The organism is Streptomyces sp. 1114.5 (assembly GCF_003635085.1).
Taxonomy (GTDB): domain Bacteria; phylum Actinomycetota; class Actinomycetes; order Streptomycetales; family Streptomycetaceae; genus Kitasatospora.
Window position 1 is genome coordinate 532,579 of record NZ_RBXE01000002.1, and the last position, 16,512, is coordinate 549,090.

A 16,512-nucleotide genomic window follows, 5' to 3' on the forward strand; every position below is an offset into this window, starting at 1 on the left:
CCATCCCCTGGTCGCTACGGTGCTGACTGCGGGCCCACGGTACCTCAGCGGGGTTTTGGCGGTAGCGTCGTCCGTGGGGTGCCCGGAACGGCCCGGGTGCCGAGGGCGACGCAGGGACGCGCGCAGGCGATTGGGAGGCACCCGGATGCTGCCGAGGACGGTTCGGGGAGTGGTGGAGACCGCCGCCGGGGTGGTCGAGGAGGTCGGCAAGCGGGTCGTCGGGACGGCGGCCGTGATCCTGGAGAAGGCCGGGGTCGACGTCGCCGACGTCGAGCGCCGGTTGGGCGGGCAGTTCCCGCCGTCGGCGAAGACGCTGCAGACCCTGGCCGAGGAGGCGTTCACCGCCGGGCGGGCCGGGGTGGACCTGGCGGTCGGGGTGGCGCGCAACGAGGCGGAGAAGGTCTTCGAGAAGGTCGGCGACCAGGTCACCAAGGTCGGGGTGGTGCTGGCGTACCTGGAGAGCAAGCTGAGCGAGGTCGAGGAGGAGGCTCCGGCGGCGGAGCCCGGGACGGGTGCGTACGGCGCGGAGGAGCCGGTGCCGGCGCCGCGGGCGGACGACCTGTTCGGGCGCGGGTGGGAGTTCGAGGAGGAACGTTCGGCGGGCCGCTCGGTGGGGGAGCCGATAGTCGCCGAGCGGGTGGAGGTGGACGAGCCGGTCGAGGTCGATCCACCGGTGCCGCCGGCCACCCCGGCCGCCCCGGCCGTGCCCGCTGTGCCGCGGAAGGCGCCCGCGCGCCGGACCGCGGCGGAGAAGGGAGCGGGGAAGGAGGCCGGGAAGGAGAACGCGGCGGCCGGGAAGCCGGTCGCGAAGAAGGCCCCGGCCAGGAAGGCCACCGCCGAGAAGACCGCCGGGAAGACCGCTGCGAAGAAGGCGGCCGCCAGGAAGACGACGACCGTCAAGAAGAGCGCCACCGCCAAGCAGGCCGCCGCACAGCCCAAGGCGGCCGCGCAGCCCAAGGCCGCCGCGAAGCGGACGGCGACCAAGCGGACCACCGTCCGCAAGGCCACCAGCACGAAGAAGCCCGATGCCCGAGACGAGTGAGACGAGCGAACCGACCGGTGGTCCGTCCGACGCGGGCGCACCGGCCGGGCAGGTGGAGCCGTTGGGCGTCGAGCTGGCCCCGACCGGCCACCCCGCCGTGGACGCCGGGCTGGCCCGGCTGGAGGCCCTGGACGGGGTCCCGGCCGAGGCACACGTCGCGGTGTACGAAGATGTTCACCAGCGGTTGGCCGACACACTGGCCGCGCTCGACCAGGAATGACCCGTAGGACCGGTAGGAGCTGAAACACCAGTGGCAGTGGCACGACGCCGACTCGACGCGGAGCTGGTCCGCCGCAAGCTGGCCCGGTCGCGTGAGCACGCGTCCGAGCTGATCGCGGCCGGCCGGGTGACCGTCGGCGGCACCACCGCGACCAAGCCGGCCACTCAGGTGGAGACCTCGGCGGCGGTCGTGGTGGCCAAGGACGACAACGACCCCGACTACGTCTCGCGCGGCGGCCACAAGCTGGCCGGGGCCTTCGCGGCGTTCGTGCCGCAGGGCCTGGTGGTCGAGGGCCGTCGGGCGCTGGACGCGGGCGCGTCCACCGGCGGCTTCACCGACGTGCTGCTGCGGGCCGGGGCGGCCGGCGTGCTGGCGGTGGACGTCGGCTACGGGCAGCTCGCCTGGTCGCTGCAGAGCGACGAGCGGGTCACCGTGATGGACCGCACCAATGTGCGCGAGCTGACCCTGGAGCTGATCGGCGGCACCCCGGTGGACCTGGTGGTGGGCGACCTGTCGTTCATCTCGCTGGGCCTGGTGCTGCCGGCGCTCGCGTCCTGCGCGGCCGAGGACGCGGACCTGGTGCTGATGGTCAAGCCGCAGTTCGAGATCGGCAAGGAGCGTCTGGGCAGCGGCGGGGTGGTGCGCAGCCCGCAGCTGCGCGCCGAGATGGTGCGCCAGGTCGCCGGGCAGGCGTGGGAGCTCGGGCTGGGCGTGCGGGCCGTGACCGCGAGCCCCCTGCCGGGGCCGTCCGGCAATGTGGAGTACTTCCTCTGGCTGCGCCGGGACGCCCCGCAGCTGGACCCCGCGGAGGCGGACCGGGCCGTGGCGGAGGGGCCCCGATAGGGTGCTCTGCGGACGTCCGGCCCGTCATGCTGTATGGCGGCCGCACCGGGGCCGAGGGCGACCCGGCCGGCGTTAGGGAGAGGGCAGCGGCATGAGCGATGAAGCACGTACGGTCTTCCTGATCGCGCACACCGGCCGGGAGGCGGCGCTGCGCAGCGTCGAGAGCCTGGTGCACGGGCTGCTGAAGGCAGGGCTCCGGATCCGGCTGCTGGAGGCCGAGGCGGTCGACCTGGACCTGCCGGACGGCGTCGAGAAGGTGGCCGAGGGCCTCGGGGCGGCGGACGGCTGTGAGCTGATCCTGGTGGCCGGCGGGGACGGGACGCTGTTGCGCGGCGCGGAGCTGGCCCGTTCGCACGGGCTGCCGATGCTCGGGATCAACCTGGGCCGGGTGGGCTTCCTCGCGGAGGCCGAGCGGGACGACCTGGCGGTGGTGGTCGAGCGGGTGGTCGACGCCGACTACGAGGTCGAGGAGCGGATGACCCTCGACGTCATCGTCCGCACCAACGGCGACGTGGTGCACCAGGACTGGGCGTTGAACGAGGCGTCGATCGAGAAGGCGTCCCGGGAGCGGATGCTGGAGGTGGTCACCGAGGTGGACGGCCGCCCGGTCTCCAACTTCGGCTGCGACGGCGTGGTGTGTGCGACGCCGACCGGTTCCACCGCGTACGCGTTCTCCGGTGGCGGCCCGGTGGTGTGGCCGGAGGTCGAGGCGCTGCTGATGGTGCCGATCTCGGCGCACGCGCTGTTCGCCCGCCCGCTGGTGACCTCGCCGGAGTCGGTGCTGGCCGTCGAGGTGCAGCCGAAGACCCCGCACGGGGTGCTCTGGTGCGACGGGCGGCGCTCGGTCGAACTGCCCGCCGGGGCCCGGGTGGAGGTGCGCCGGGGGCAGACGCCGGTGCGGCTGGCCAGACTGCACCGGGCGCCGTTCACCGACCGGCTGGTGGCCAAGTTCGCGCTGCCGGTGACGGGTTGGCGCGGCCGGGCCGACCACCACTAGGACGAGCGCCAGGGGTTGGACGCCAGGACCGGCTCGGGGCAAGGTGATTGGCGGTCCGTCAGACCGCCAGCGGCTGGGCTTCCTCGGCCGGGCCGAGCCGGGAGCCGGCCGCCGCGCGGGCGGCCAGCCCGGCGAGGCGTTCGACGGCGGCGGGGACGGTCGCGGCGGGCACCGTGAGCGGGATCCGGATGTGGTGCTCGAAGGCGCCGTCCGAGCCGAAGCGGTTGCCCGAGGCGATCCGCACCCCGTCGCGTTCCCCGGCCAGGGCCAGCGCGGCGCCGGACACCCCGGCGGTGGAGACCCAGAGCGCGAGCCCGCCGGGGGGCAGGTGGAAGCCCCAGTCGGGCAGGTGCGCGGGCAGCGCGGTGGCGAAGGCGTGCGCGGTGGCCCGCAGCCGGGCCAGCTGGTGGGCCCGTACGGCGGGCAGCGGCTCGCCGAGCAGTTCGGCGGCGATCAGCTGGTCCAGCACCGGGGTGCCGACGTCGCTGTAGACCCGCTCGCTCGCCAGCCGGCGCACCAGCGCGGGCGCGGCCCGGACCCAGCCGATCCGCAGACCGCCCCAGAGCAGCTTGCCGGCCGAGCCCACGGTGACCACCTGGGCGGACCGGTCCAGCGCCGCCACCGGGCGCGGCAGCGGCGTGGACTCGGCCACGCCCCAGCCGAGTTCGGCGGTGGTCTCGTCCACCAGGACGACCGTCCCGGCGGCCCGGGCGGCGGCCAGCAGCTCGCGGCGCTGCTCCTCATCGATCAGCGCGCCGGTCGGGTTGTGGAAGTCCGGGATGACGTAGGCGAGCTTGGGTGCGGCGCCGCGCAGCACCCGCTGCCACTCCTCCTCGTCCCAGCGGGGGCCGGCGGCCCAGGCGTACGGCACCGGGACCAGGCGGGCGCCGGTGAGCCGCAGGGCCTGCAGGGTGTGCGCGTAGCTGGGCGCCTCGACGGCGACCCGGTCGCCGCGGCCGACCAGCGCCCGCTGGACCAGGTGCAGGGCGCCCATCGCGCCGGTGGTGACCAGAACCTGGTCGGGGGTGGTGGGCAGGCCGCGCTCGGTGTAGCGGCGGGCGACGGCCTCGCGCAGCACCGGGACGCCGGTGGGGTAGTGGCCGTGCCCGGAGGCGTAGTAGGGCAGCTGCTCGACGGCCCGGGCGGCGGCGGCGCCGAGCCAGGGCTGCGGGGCGGGCAGGGCGGCGACGCCGAGGTCCAGGGTGCGGTCCTGCTCGTCCGGCGGGACGGGGTGCAGGGCGTCGCCGGGCGGCGGGGCGCCCTCGGGCAGGGCGGTCCAGCTGCCCGCGCCGCGCCGGCTGTGCAGGTAGCCCTCGTCGCGCAGCGTCTCGTAGGCGGTGGCGACGGTGGTGCGGCTCAGTTCCAGGGCGGAGGCCAGCTCGCGTTCGGCGGGCAGGCGGGCGCCGACCGGCAGCCGGCCCTCGGTGACCAGCAGGCGGATGCGGGCGGCGAGGGAGCGGTAGGCGGGGCGGCGGGTGGCGGCCGACTCGGGGAGCCGGGCGGTGGCGAGCAGCCGGGCCAGCGCGGGCGGGGTGACGGTGGTGTGCCAGTCGGCCATGGCGATCAGTCCACTTGCTCGGGATTGGCCCTGGAGCGGGCCGTTTTGGCCCGGCCATCATGGCAGGGCGGCCGTACCGTCCGCCACCACCGGGCCGCCCGGAGGTGCAGCACCATCGCAGGAGCACCGTTGGCCACCACGACCACACCCGAACCAGCCACCACGTCCAAGCCCGTACCGGCCGCGGCGCCCGTACCGGCCGGCATGACCGCGCCCGTACCGGCCACCGCGGAGAGCACCCTCGTGGCCCGCGTCCTCGGCGACACCGGTGCCCTCGGCCGCCGGATCCCGCAGCTGTTCGCCGGCCTGGCGCTGTACGGCGCGAGCATGGCGCTGATGCTCCGCTCCGGCCTCGGCCTGGACCCGTGGGACGTCCTGCACCAGGGCCTGCAACGCAGCATCGGCCTCTCGGTCGGCACCTGGGTGACCATCTGCGGAGCCCTGGTCCTGCTGCTGTGGATACCGCTGCGCCAGCGCCCGGGCCTGGGCACCGTCGCCAACGTGCTGGTGATCGGCGCGGCGATGGACCTCACCCTGCGGTTCGTCGGCGACCTGCCCGATCTGCCGGTCCGGATCGCCGGGGCGGTTGCCGCGATCACGCTCAACGGTCTGGCCACCGGCCTCTACATCGGCGCGCGCCTGGGTCCCGGGCCGCGGGACGGCCTGATGACCGGACTGCACCGGCGCACCGGCCGCTCGCTGCGGCTGATCCGCACCGGCATCGAACTGGCCGTACTCGCCGTCGGCCTGTTGCTCGGCGGCACCGCCGGGATCGGCACCGTCGCGTACGCGCTGGCCATCGGCCCGCTGGTGCAGTTCTTCCTGCCCTGGTGCACCGTGCCGGTGCCCTCGCGAAACTCCCGGAAGGAGTGAGTTTCGGGGCGCGGAATTGCCGCGCGCCGTTGCCGCTCGTCGCGCGCCGGGGGCGGAACCTCGTAAGGTCGTCTCCGTGTTGGACGAGATGCGGATACGGGATCTTGGGGTCATCGACGATGCGGTGGTCGAACTCGCCCCCGGCTTCACCGCCGTGACCGGTGAGACCGGGGCCGGCAAGACCATGGTCGTCACCAGCCTCGGCCTGCTGCTCGGCGGGCGCGCCGACCCGGGCCTGGTGCGCAACGGCACCGGACGCGCCGTCGTCGAGGGCCGGCTGGAACTGCCCGCCGACTCCCCGGCGGCGGCCCGCGCCGTCGAGGCCGGGGCCGAACTGGACGACGGGGCCCTGCTGATCAGCCGGACCGTCTCCGCCGAGGGCCGCTCCCGCGCGCACGTCGGCGGGCGGGCCGTCCCGGTCGGGCTGCTCGCCGAGCTCGGCGAGGACCTGATCGCCGTGCACGGCCAGACCGACCAGCAGCGCCTGCTGCGCCCGGCCCGCCAGCGCGGCGCGCTGGACCGGTACGCGGGCGAGGCGGTGGCCGAGCCGCTGGCCCGCTACCGCGAGACCTACCGCGCCCTGCGCGAGGTCTCCGCGACGCTGGAGGAGCTGACCACCCGGGCCCGCGAACGCGCCCAGGAGGCCGACCTGCTGCGCTTCGGCCTGGACGAGATCACCGCCGCCGAGCCGGTGGCAGGCGAGGACACCGAACTCGCCGCCGAGGCCGAACGGCTCGGCCACGCCGACGCGCTCTCCTCCGCCGCGACCCTCGCCCACGCCGCCCTGGCCGGCGACCCGGCCGACCCGGAGGCCCTGGACGCGGGCACCCTGCTCGCGCAGTCCCGCCGGGCCCTGGACGCCGTACGCCACCACGACGAGCGGCTGGCCGCGCTCGCCGACCGCCTCAACGAGGTCGGCTACCTGCTCGCCGACGTGGCCGGCGACCTGGCCGGCTACGCCGACGACCTGGACGCCGACCCGGTGCGCCTGGCCGCCGTCGAGGACCGCCGGGCCGTCCTGGCCCAGCTGCTGCGCAAGTACGGCGGCGAGGAGAACACCCTCGCCGAGGTGATCGCCTGGGCCGAGGCCGGGGCCGTACGGCTCGCCGAACTCGACGGCGACGACGACCGGATCGACCAACTGGGCGCCCGGGAGACCGAGCTGCGCACCGAACTGGCCGAACTGGCGGCCGAGGTGTCGCAGGCCCGGCAGGCCGCGGCCGGCCGCTTCGCCGAGGCCGTCTCCGCCGAACTCGCCGAACTCGCCATGCCGCACGCCCGGGTGACCTTCTCGATCAGTCAACTCGACGACCTGTCCGGGATCGAGATCGACGGCCGTACCGTCGCCTACGGCCCGCACGGCGTGGACGAGGTCGAGGTGCTGCTCGCCCCGCACCCGGGCGCCCAGCCCCGCCCGATCGCCAAGGGCGCCTCCGGCGGTGAGCTGTCCCGGGTGATGCTCGCCGTCGAGGTGGTCTTCGCGGGCGCCGACCCCGTCCCGACCTACCTCTTCGACGAGGTGGACGCCGGCGTCGGCGGCAAGGCCGCGGTCGAGATCGGTCGCCGGCTGGCCAAACTGGCCGAGTCCGCCCAGGTCGTGGTGGTCACCCACCTCCCGCAGGTCGCCGCGTTCGCGGACCGGCACCTGGTGGTGGAGAAGACCAACGACGGCACCGTGACCCGCAGCGGCGTCAAGGTGCTGAACGACGAGGAGCGGGTCCGCGAACTCTCCCGGATGCTGGCCGGCCTGGAGGACTCGGAGCTGGGCCGCGCCCACGCCGAGGAGCTGCTGGCCGCCGCCCGCGCCCCGCGCCGCCGGTAGCCGCCGTCGGCGGCCCCCGCGGGCAGGTCGGCGACGCGCCCCGGTGCCGCCGACTGTCCAAGAGGGCCGCCGACCTGGCATGGTGGCGGCTGGACACTGGCTTCCCAGCCCCGAGCGCCGCCCGGCGGGCAATCCTCGCGAAGCGGCGCGCGAACCTGATCGAGTCGGATGCGAGACGACGTGGACCATTCCGCCGCCCGTGCCACCGCGGCCGCCCCGGAACCGGGGCAGCTGCACGTGGTACTCGTCCTGGCCGCCAGCACCGGCGGCATCGGTGCGCACGTGCGCTCCCTGGCCCACGGCCTGGTCGCGCACGGGGTGACCGTCACGGTCTGCGCACCGGCCGGCACGGACGCGCTGTTCGGCTTCTCCCGGACGGGCGCCCGGTTCCACACCGTCGACATCACCCCCACCGCGGGCGCCCGCAGCGACGCCACCGCGATCGGCGAGCTGCGCAGGGCCTTCACCGGCGCCGACGTGGTGCACGCCCACGGGCTGCGCGCCGGACTGCTCTCCGATCTCGCGCTGCGCACCGCCGGCCGTTTCCCGGGCCTGCGCCCGGAGACGCCGCTGGTGGTCACCTCGCACCACGCGCTGCTGGCCACGGGCATGGAGCGCCGATTGCAGCGGCTGATGGAACGCCGGGTGGCCCGCGCCGCCGACCTCGTCCTCGGCGCCTCCTCCGACCTGGTCGCCCGGGCCCGCGAACTGGGCGCCACCGACGCCCGGCTCGGCCCGGTGGCCGCCCCGCCGATGCCCGAGGGCCGGCTCGGCCGGGCCGAGGCGCGCGCCGCGCTGCTCGGCGACGGCGACGGCCCGGACCGCCCGCTGGTGCTGGCGATCGGCCGGCTCGTCCCGCAGAAGGCCTTCGGACTGCTGCTGGACGCCGCCCGGGAACTGTCCGCCCTGGACCCGGAGCCGTTGGTGCTGCTCGCCGGGGACGGCCCGGAGGCGGGCCCGCTGCGCGAGCGGGCGGCCGCCGAGAAGCTGCCGGTGCGGCTGCTCGGCTACCGCACCGACGTGCCCGACCTGCTGGCTGCCGCCGACGTGGTGGTGGTCTCCAGCCGCTGGGAGGCCCGCTCGCTGGTGGTGCAGGAGGCGATGCGGGCCGGCGTGCCGGTCGTCGCCACCGCCGTCGGCGGCATCCCCGAACTGGTCGGTGACGCCGCCGTGCTGGTGCCCGCCGGTGACCCGGCCGCGATCGGCGAGGCGGTGCGTGCCCTGCTGGCCGACCCGGCCCGGCGCGAGCAGCTGGTGGCGGCCGGCCGGCAGCAGGCCGAGACCTGGCCGGACGAGGCCGCCACCGTCGCCCAGGTGCTCAGCACCTACGACGAACTGGTCCAGCGCGCCTGAAGCACGTCCTCGCCGCGGCTCAGACGGTGGCCTGCTCGGCCCGGTCGGCGGCCAGGCCGTCCGGCTGGGCGGACAGGTAGGCGGCGCCGCAGGCGGTCAGCCGCAGGGCGGTGTCGATGAGCGGGACGTGGCTGAAGGCCTGCGGGAAGTTGCCGACCTGGCGCTTGAGCCGCGGGTCCCACTCCTCGGCGAGCAGGCCCAGGTCGTTGCGAAGCGCGAGCAGCCGGTCGAACAGCTCGCGGGCCTCCTGGACCCGGCCGATCATGGCGAGGTCGTCGGCCAGCCAGAACGAGCAGGCCAGGAAGGCGCCCTCGTGGCCGGAGAGGCCGTCCACGTTGTTGCCCGACTCGTCGTGGGTCGGGTAGCGGAGCACGAAGCCGTCCTCGGTGGACAGTTCGCGCTGGATCGCCTCGATGGTGCCGATCACCCGCTTGTCGTCCGGCGGCAGGAAGCCGACCTGGGGGATGAGCAGCAGCGAGGCGTCCAGCTCCCGGCCGCCGTAGTACTGGGTGAAGGTGTTGCGCTCCGGGTCGTAGCCCTTCTCGCAGACGTCCCGGTGGATGGTCTCGCGCAGCTCGCGCCAGCGCTCCAGGTGGCCGTCGGCGGGGGCGTCCTCGGGGGTCTGCTCCAGCAGCTTGATGGTGCGGTCGACGGCGACCCAGGCCATCACCTTCGAGTGGACGAAGTGCCGGCGCGGGCCGCGGACCTCCCAGATGCCCTCGTCCGGCTCCTGCCAGTGGTCCTCCAGGTAGTCGATCAGGCGCAGCTGCAGGTGGTGGGCGTGGTCGTTGCGGACCAGGCCCGTCATGTGGGCCAGGTGCAGGGCCTCGACGACCTCGCCGTAGACGTCGAGCTGGAGCTGCCCGGCGGCGCCGTTGCCGACCCGGACGGGCTGGGAGCCCTCGTAGCCGGGCAGCCAGTCCAGCGAGGACTCGGTGAGCTCGCGCTCGCCCGCGATGCCGTACATGATCTGCAGGTTCTCCGGGTCGCCCGCCACGGCCCGCAGCAGCCATTCGCGCCAGGCGCGGGCCTCGTCGCGGTAGCCGGTGCGCAGCAGGGAGGAGAGGGTGATCGCGGCGTCGCGCAGCCAGGTGTAGCGGTAGTCCCAGTTGCGCTCGCCGCCGATGTCCTCGGGCAGCGAGGTGGTGGGGGCGGCGACGATGCCGCCGGTGGGGGCGTAGGTGAGGCCCTTGAGGGTGATCAGGGAGCGGACCACGGCCTCGCGGTAGGGGCCCTGGTAGGTGCACTGGTCGGCCCACTCGTGCCAGAAGTCGGCGGTGGCGTCCAGCATCTCCTCGGCGTCCGGGGCGGTGGGCGGGTCCAGGTGGGAGGCCTGCCAGGTGAGGGCGAAGGCGATCCGCTCGCCGGCGGTCACGGTGAAGTCGGCGTAGGTGGTGAGGTTGCGGCCGTAGGTGTCGGCCTCGCCGTCCAGCCAGACCGAGTCGGGCCCGGCCATGGCGACGGTGCGGTGGCCGCCGTCAGCCTGCTCGACGCGGTGCACCCAGGGCACGATGCGGCCGTACGAGAAGCGCATCCGCACCGCCGAGCGCATCCGGACGCTGCCGGCCACGCCCTCGACGATCCGGATCACCTGGGGGACGGCATCCTTGCCGGCCAGCGGGCGCGGCGGCATGAAGTCGATCACCCGCACGGTGCCGCCCTGGGTGTCCCACTCCTGCTCCAGGATCAGCGAGTCGCCCCGGTAGCGGCGGCGGTCGGCGGGCACGGCGGGGGCGGCGGCGGTGGGCGGGGGAACGCGCAGGTCGGCGGTGTCGGCGATGCGTACCCGGCCCGCGGTGGTGGGGGCCGTGGCGGCGGCGGGGACGGGCACGGGCATGGGGACCGAGGACACGACGGCTTCGGCCGGGCCGATCCGCCAGAAGCCGTGTTCATCGGTGCCGAGCAGGCCGGCGAACACGGCCGGCGAGTCGAAGCGGGGGAGGCAGAGCCAGTCCACCGCCCCGTCCCTGCTGACCAGGGCAGCGGTCTGCATGTCCCCGATGAGTGCGTAGTCCTCGATACGGCCGGCCACGTGGATCTCCAGTTCGCAATGTGGTCAGGGCATCGGCGAGCGGAGGGAGCGAGCGGTCTGCGGGGCCGGGGGTCCACCCCGGGACGTCCGGACTGCCGGGGGTGGTGGCAGGCCTTGCTGGAGTGTCCGCGCGGGGCTCGGTCGAGCCCCTGGAGTGGGTGGGGAGGAGCTGCAATACGGGGAGGTCCGGTCGCGCATCGGGGACCGGGAGTGTCCTGACCCTCCCACGCCCTCCGCGTGCTCGTGCTGTCGGCGATGCGTCCGTGCAGCTTACGACGGACGAAAGGGGCGAAGCACGCGGGCGAGGCCCGGTGTGGCGCCGCAATTCGGCGGAAATGCCGTGCATCGCGGGCGTGTGGCGAAGGATGGTCCGGAAGGATCACCTCCGGGTGGCCTGCCAGGAGGATCCGGCATGGCCCGGCCGGACGCCCCGGCCTGGCCCGGTCCGGTGGGTCGTGCGACCGGTGTGACTCATGCGGCGGATGATGCGCGGGTGGTGCGCCCGGCGCGCGCCCCCGGTGCGGCGCGCGCGGCCCGAACGGCGACCCGGTCGGGTCACTGTTACCCTGGTATCCCGTGGACCGGCGGGATCAAACGCCCCGGACCAGCCGAACCGACGACCCTTCGAGCGCCGCGCACCCCGCCGGCCTCCCGTCGCCCGGCGAGCCGAGAGCTTCCCGCCCACGTCACCTTCGACACACGACCCACGGGAGCCCCCTCTTGGCACAGCCCCATTCCGGCAAGGCAGCGAACGGCCGCGCCGTGACGACCAAGCACCTCTTCGTCACCGGGGGTGTCGCCTCTTCGCTCGGCAAGGGGCTCACCGCCTCCAGCCTCGGCGCCCTGCTCAAGGCCCGCGGCCTGCGTGTGACGATGCAGAAGCTCGACCCGTACCTCAACGTGGACCCGGGCACCATGAACCCGTTCCAGCACGGTGAGGTCTTCGTCACCGACGACGGGGCCGAGACCGACCTGGACATCGGCCACTACGAGCGGTTCCTGGACACCAACCTGCACGGCTCGGCGAACGTCACCACCGGCCAGGTGTACTCGACCGTCATCGCCAAGGAGCGCCGCGGCGAGTACCTGGGCGACACCGTCCAGGTCATCCCGCACATCACCAACGAGATCAAGTCCCGGATCCGCCGGATGGCGACCGAGGACGTCGACGTGGTGATCACCGAGGTCGGCGGCACCGTCGGAGACATCGAGTCGCTGCCGTTCCTGGAGGCCGTCCGCCAGGTCCGCCACGAGGTCGGTCGGGACAACGTGTTCTTCGTGCACGTCTCCCTGCTGCCGTACATCGGCCCCTCCGGCGAGCTGAAGACCAAGCCCACCCAGCACTCCGTCGCCGCGCTGCGCAACATCGGCATCCAGCCGGACGCCATCGTGCTGCGTGCCGACCGCGAGGTCCCGCAGGCGATCAAGCGCAAGATCTCGCTGATGTGCGACGTGGACGAGGAGGCCGTGGTCGCGGCCATCGACGCCAAGTCGATCTACGACATCCCCAAGGTGCTGCACGGCGAGGGCCTGGACGCCTACGTGGTGCGCCGCCTGGACCTGCCGTTCCGCGACGTGGACTGGACCACCTGGGACGACCTGCTGCGCCGCGTCCACGAGCCGCAGCACATCGTCAAGGTCGCCCTGGTCGGCAAGTACATCGACCTGCCGGACGCCTACCTGTCGGTGACCGAGGCGCTGCGTGCCGGCGGCTTCGCCAACAACGCCCGGGTCGAGATCAAGTGGGTCACCTCGGACGAGTGCGAGACGCCCGAGGGCGCCCGCGAGCAGCTCGGCGACGTGGACGCGATCTGCATCCCCGGCGGCTTCGGCGACCGCGGCGTCAACGGCAAGGTCGGCGCCATCACCTACGCCCGTGAGAACAAGGTCCCGCTGCTGGGCCTGTGCCTGGGCCTGCAGTGCGTGGTCATCGAGGCCGCCCGCAACCTGGCCGGCCTGCCCGAGGCCAACTCCACCGAGTTCGACGCCGCCGCCAAGCACCCGGTCGTCTCCACCATGGCCGAGCAGCTGGCCATCGTCGACGGCAAGGGCGACCTGGGCGGCACCATGCGCCTGGGCCTGTACCCGGCCAAGCTCGCCGAGGGCTCGATCGTCCGCGAGGTCTACGGCGGCGAGCCGTACGTCGAGGAGCGCCACCGCCACCGCTACGAGGTCAACAACGCCTACCGCGCGGACCTGGAGAAGACCGGCCTGACCTTCTCCGGCCTCTCGCCCAAGGGCGACCTGGTCGAGTACGTCGAGTACCCGCGCGAGGTGCACCCCTACCTGGTGGCCACCCAGGCCCACCCGGAGCTGAAGTCCCGCCCGACCCGCCCGCACCCGCTGTTCGCGGGACTGGTCAAGGCTGCCATCGAGATCAAGACCGCTGCCTCCGAGTAGGTCTTCCCCTCCTCGGCCTCGGTCGTTCACCGGACGGCGGCCCCGCGATTCCCGCGGGGCCGCCGTTCGGCGTTAGATTGTGTCGTACTGACGAAAAGGGGAGAGCGATGGACGAGCAGAGCGACCGGGTGATCACCGACGTGGCCGAGGAATGGGAGGTCCGGGCCGGTCGGACGCCGTTCCAGGGCAAGGTCACCGGCGTGCGCAGCGAAGAGGTCCGGATGCCCGACGGCAGCTGGGCCCGCCGTGACTACCAGACCCACCCCGGCTCGGTCTCGGTGCTCGCCCTCGACGACCGCCGGCGGGTCCTGGTCCTGCGCCAGTACCGCCACCCGGTGCGCCAGCGGCTCTGGGAGCTGCCGGCCGGCCTGCTCGACGTCCCCGGCGAGAACCCGTGGCACGCCGCCCAGCGCGAGCTGTACGAGGAGGCGCACTGCAAGGCCGACACCTGGCGGATCCTGGCCGACTACTACACCTCCCCGGGCGGCACCGACGAGGCGCTGCGGATGTTCCTGGCCACCGACCTGTCGGCGGCCGAGGGAGAGCGCTACGCGGCCGAGGGCGAGGAACAGGAGATCGAGGTCGCCTGGGTGCCGGTGCCGGAGCTGATCCGGCTCATCCAGGGCGGCCACCTGCACAACCCGACCCTGATCACCGGCACCCTCGCCGTGCACGCCGCGCTCACCGGGCCGGACGGGCTGGACGCGCTGCGCCCGGCGGACTCGCCCTGGCCGGCCCGGCCCTTCGAGGCCTGAGCGGTCGGTCCGCTCGGCCGGGCCGGCTGGCCCGGTTTTCCCGGGTTCGTCCGGACGGGGGCGGTGCTCCGGGGTGCCGACGGCCGTACCGGTTGATTCGACCGAGTGATTCGCCGGTTCGTACGACCGGATGTCACCTCGGCCGAGCCGGACGGTCGAACTACGCTTCGCAGACAGGGCGCCCGTCCCGGGCCGCCTCCGCTGGGCACCGGACCTCCGAGCACCGTCCGAGCACCGGACGTCGAGTCCGGATGCCGAGCGTCGGATGCCGAGCGGGATGACGTCGGGAGTGGCACGGGTGGCGAGGAAGACGGCGACGATGGACCCCGGCCCCGGCGCGCCCGCCGGGGCCGTCCCGGGCCTGGACCGGCTGCCGGCCGGGCCCGCACTGTTCGTCGGGCGGCGCGCCGAACTGGCCGCGCTGCGGGCGGCCGCCGCCCGCCCGGCCAGCGGCCGCTGCCCGGTCCTGGTCCTGGCCGGGCGCCCCGGCTCCGGGCGGACCGCGCTGGCCGCGCGCTTCGCCCGCACCGTCGCCGCCGACTACCCGGACGGCGTGCTGTTCGCCCGGATGTCCGCCGCCGACGGCGGCCGGGTGCCGCCCGCACGGGCCGCCCGGCTGCTGCTGGAACAGCTCGACCCCGAGTCCCCCGTGCCGCTGCCCGGAACGGCCGGGGACGGGCGCGACGAGCCGGGCTGCGTCGCGCTGCGCGAGGCGCTGGCGGGGCTGCGGGTGCTGCTCGTCCTGGACGACGTACGGGACGCCGGGCAGGTGTGGCCGCTGCTCGCCGACGAACCCGGCTGCCTGGTGCTCGCCACCACGGCCGGGCCGCTCACCGGGATCGAGGACATCGACCCGGTGATCCTCGGCGGGCTGGACCGGACGGCCTCCGGCGAGCTGCTGGCCGACCTGGTCGGCGGCACCCGGATCTCCTGCGACCCGGTCGGCGCGGCCGACCTGGCCGAGGCCTGCGCCGCCCGGCCGGCCACGCTGCGGCTGATGGCGGGGTGGCTGCGCGGGAGCCCGAAGAGCGCGGTGACCGACGCGGCGCGGGAGCTGAACCTGGTGGTGGGGGAGGAGACGGCGCCTGCGGCGGGGGCCAAGGACGGTTCGAGGAAGGCGGGGGGGACGGCGGCTGGGAAGACGGCCGGGGGCGCCGCCGGGAACGCGGCCGGGGCGGTGGCCGGGAACGCGGCCGGGAAGGCGCTCGGGAAAGCGGAGGCGACGGCGAAGCCGTCGAGGGTCGCGCAGAAGTCCGTGCCCGAGAGCGGGCCCAAGGACGCGCCTCGGAGCACCGCCAAGAAGAAGGGGGAGAAGGCGGCCGCCCCCGGCGCCGAGTCGGCGGGCGACCCGGCGGCCTGGGTCAAGCCCGGCCCGGAGCCGGCCGAGCCGGTGCCCGTCCCCGACAACGACCCGTTGCTCGGTGCGTTCGCCCTGCTCTACCGCGCACTGCCGGCCGCCCAGGCACGGATGCTGCGCACCCTCACCCTGGCCCCGGCCCAGACGGCCGACCCGCGCACCGCCTCCGCCCTGGTCGGCTGTCCGGTGCCGGAGGCGGCCGCCACCCTGGCGGCGCTCGCCGAGCGGGAGCTGCTGGGCGAGGAGGCACCCGCCGCCGACGGCACCCCGCGCTACCGGGTGCCCGGGCGGCTCTACCCCCGGCTGGTCAGGCTGCGGCAGCAGGAGGACCGGCCCGCCGAGACCGAGCTCGCCCGGGCCCGGCTGCTGGAACGGCTGGTCCGGCTCACCGAGTCCGCCCGGGCGCTGCTCGAACCGGCCGACGGCTCCGGCTCGGGTGCAGGAGCCGGTGCGGCCCCCGAGCCGCTGCCGGCCGCGCTGCGGCTGCGCTCGGCGGCGCACGCCCGGGAGTGGCTGCTCGGGGAGCGGGAGCTGCTGCTCGGCGCGGTGGCCGACGCGATCGGTCAGGGCGACCTGGACGGCTCGGCCGGGAGGTTGGTCACCGCGCTGCTGCGCGCGCTGCCGCTGACCGGCGCCGCGGCACCCACCGACCTCTACCGGCTGCACGAGCTGGTGCTGACCGTCGCCGAGCGCAACCGCCGGCCCCGCCGGGCCTCCGCCGCCCTGCTCAACCTGGGCGACCTGCAGGTCTCCGCGGGCCGCTGGGAGCAGGCTGCCGCGCACTACCGGGCCGCCCTGGAGCACGCCCGGACCGCCGACGACGAACCGCTCTGCGCGCGCGCCCTGGAGGGCGCGGCCGGCTGCCACCGGGCGCTCGGCGACGCGGTGCGCGCCGCCGACTGGTACGGGCGGGCGCTCGGCCTGCGCCAGTCGCTCGGGGACCACGCGGCCGAGGCCCGGCTGCTCGCCCGGGTGGCCGAGGCGCACACCGCGCAGCGCCGCTTCGACGAGGCCGACCGCGAGTACCGGGCGGCGCTGGCGGTCCTGCGCCGGCTCGGCGACGAGCGCGGCCTGGAGGCGGTCGGGGCGGCCCTTGCGGACCTGCGGGAACGCGTCGACGCCGGGTGGTGACGGGCAGGTTCGGAGGTATTGTCGAAGATGCCTGGTTCCGACGTCTTTGGCGGGTAAGTCGCAGGGGAAGCCTACGAACCTGCCAATGTGTGCGGGAAAATTATTCACTTTGGAAGGCTGACACGCCGA

At 75.0% G+C, this 16,512-nt stretch carries 12 protein-coding genes; 10 read left to right on the forward strand and 2 right to left on the reverse strand.

From position 1 onward, the window contains the following. Positions 1 to 169 precede the first annotated feature (169 nt). The 4 genes from BX285_RS25845 to BX285_RS25860 all read left to right on the forward strand — a co-directional run bounded on the left by BX285_RS25845 (position 170) and on the right by BX285_RS25860 (position 3,102). A complete protein-coding gene (locus BX285_RS25845) occupies positions 170 to 1,042 on the forward strand; it encodes a hypothetical protein (RefSeq protein WP_121178342.1) in 873 nt (290 codons plus the stop codon). Continuing rightward, complete coding sequence (locus BX285_RS25850) at positions 1,026 to 1,262, forward strand: hypothetical protein (RefSeq protein ID WP_097235709.1); 237 nt, start codon at positions 1,026 to 1,028, stop codon at positions 1,260 to 1,262. The genes BX285_RS25845 and BX285_RS25850 overlap by 17 nt, the downstream gene beginning before the upstream one ends. Positions 1,263 to 1,298: 36 nt before the next feature. Further along, on the forward strand, positions 1,299 to 2,105 hold the full coding sequence (locus BX285_RS25855) for a TlyA family RNA methyltransferase (RefSeq protein WP_097235708.1): 807 nt from the start codon (positions 1,299 to 1,301) through the stop codon (positions 2,103 to 2,105). A 91-nt stretch (positions 2,106 to 2,196) separates the two neighbouring features. Further along, positions 2,197 to 3,102 (forward strand): NAD kinase, encoded by a 906-nt coding sequence (locus tag BX285_RS25860; RefSeq protein WP_097235707.1) that lies wholly within the window; start codon positions 2,197 to 2,199, stop codon positions 3,100 to 3,102. A 58-nt stretch (positions 3,103 to 3,160) separates the two neighbouring features. On the opposite strand, the gene BX285_RS25865 is transcribed toward BX285_RS25860, so the two are convergent. Continuing rightward, entirely contained in the window at positions 3,161 to 4,660 is a 1,500-nt protein-coding gene (locus BX285_RS25865) for a PLP-dependent aminotransferase family protein (protein WP_121178344.1), read from the reverse strand. Positions 4,661 to 4,789: 129 nt separating this feature from the next. Between BX285_RS25865 and BX285_RS25870 the strand changes: the two genes are divergently transcribed. The 3 genes from BX285_RS25870 to BX285_RS25880 all read left to right on the forward strand — a co-directional run bounded on the left by BX285_RS25870 (position 4,790) and on the right by BX285_RS25880 (position 8,708). Then, the gene (locus BX285_RS25870) at positions 4,790 to 5,533 is read left to right on the forward strand and encodes a YitT family protein (RefSeq protein ID WP_398901164.1); all 744 of its coding nucleotides are present in this window, start codon (positions 4,790 to 4,792) and stop codon (positions 5,531 to 5,533) included. A gap of 88 nt (positions 5,534 to 5,621) precedes the next feature. After that, positions 5,622 to 7,355 carry a DNA repair protein RecN gene (recN, locus tag BX285_RS25875; protein WP_097239914.1) on the forward strand — a complete coding sequence of 578 codons (1,734 nt, stop codon included), beginning with the start codon at positions 5,622 to 5,624 and terminating at the stop codon, positions 7,353 to 7,355. 180 nt (positions 7,356 to 7,535) lie between these two features. Beyond that, the gene (locus tag BX285_RS25880; RefSeq protein ID WP_097239913.1) at positions 7,536 to 8,708 is read left to right on the forward strand and encodes a glycosyltransferase family 4 protein; all 1,173 of its coding nucleotides are present in this window, start codon (positions 7,536 to 7,538) and stop codon (positions 8,706 to 8,708) included. 19 nt (positions 8,709 to 8,727) lie between these two features. On the opposite strand, the gene BX285_RS25885 is transcribed toward BX285_RS25880, so the two are convergent. After that, on the reverse strand, positions 8,728 to 10,740 hold the full coding sequence (locus BX285_RS25885; RefSeq protein WP_101948160.1) for a glycoside hydrolase family 15 protein: 2,013 nt from the start codon (positions 10,738 to 10,740) through the stop codon (positions 8,728 to 8,730). A gap of 720 nt (positions 10,741 to 11,460) precedes the next feature. Between BX285_RS25885 and BX285_RS25890 the strand changes: the two genes are divergently transcribed. The 3 genes from BX285_RS25890 to BX285_RS25900 all read left to right on the forward strand — a co-directional run bounded on the left by BX285_RS25890 (position 11,461) and on the right by BX285_RS25900 (position 16,383). Beyond that, positions 11,461 to 13,140, forward strand: a complete 1,680-nt coding sequence (locus BX285_RS25890; protein ID WP_257032350.1) for a CTP synthase — start codon at positions 11,461 to 11,463, stop codon at positions 13,138 to 13,140. 107 nt (positions 13,141 to 13,247) lie between these two features. After that, positions 13,248 to 13,895 carry an NUDIX hydrolase gene (locus BX285_RS25895; protein WP_097235704.1) on the forward strand — a complete coding sequence of 216 codons (648 nt, stop codon included), beginning with the start codon at positions 13,248 to 13,250 and terminating at the stop codon, positions 13,893 to 13,895. Positions 13,896 to 14,193: 298 nt separating this feature from the next. Then, complete coding sequence (locus tag BX285_RS25900) at positions 14,194 to 16,383, forward strand: tetratricopeptide repeat protein (RefSeq protein WP_183107222.1); 2,190 nt, start codon at positions 14,194 to 14,196, stop codon at positions 16,381 to 16,383. The last annotated feature ends 129 nt before the right edge of the window (positions 16,384 to 16,512 follow it).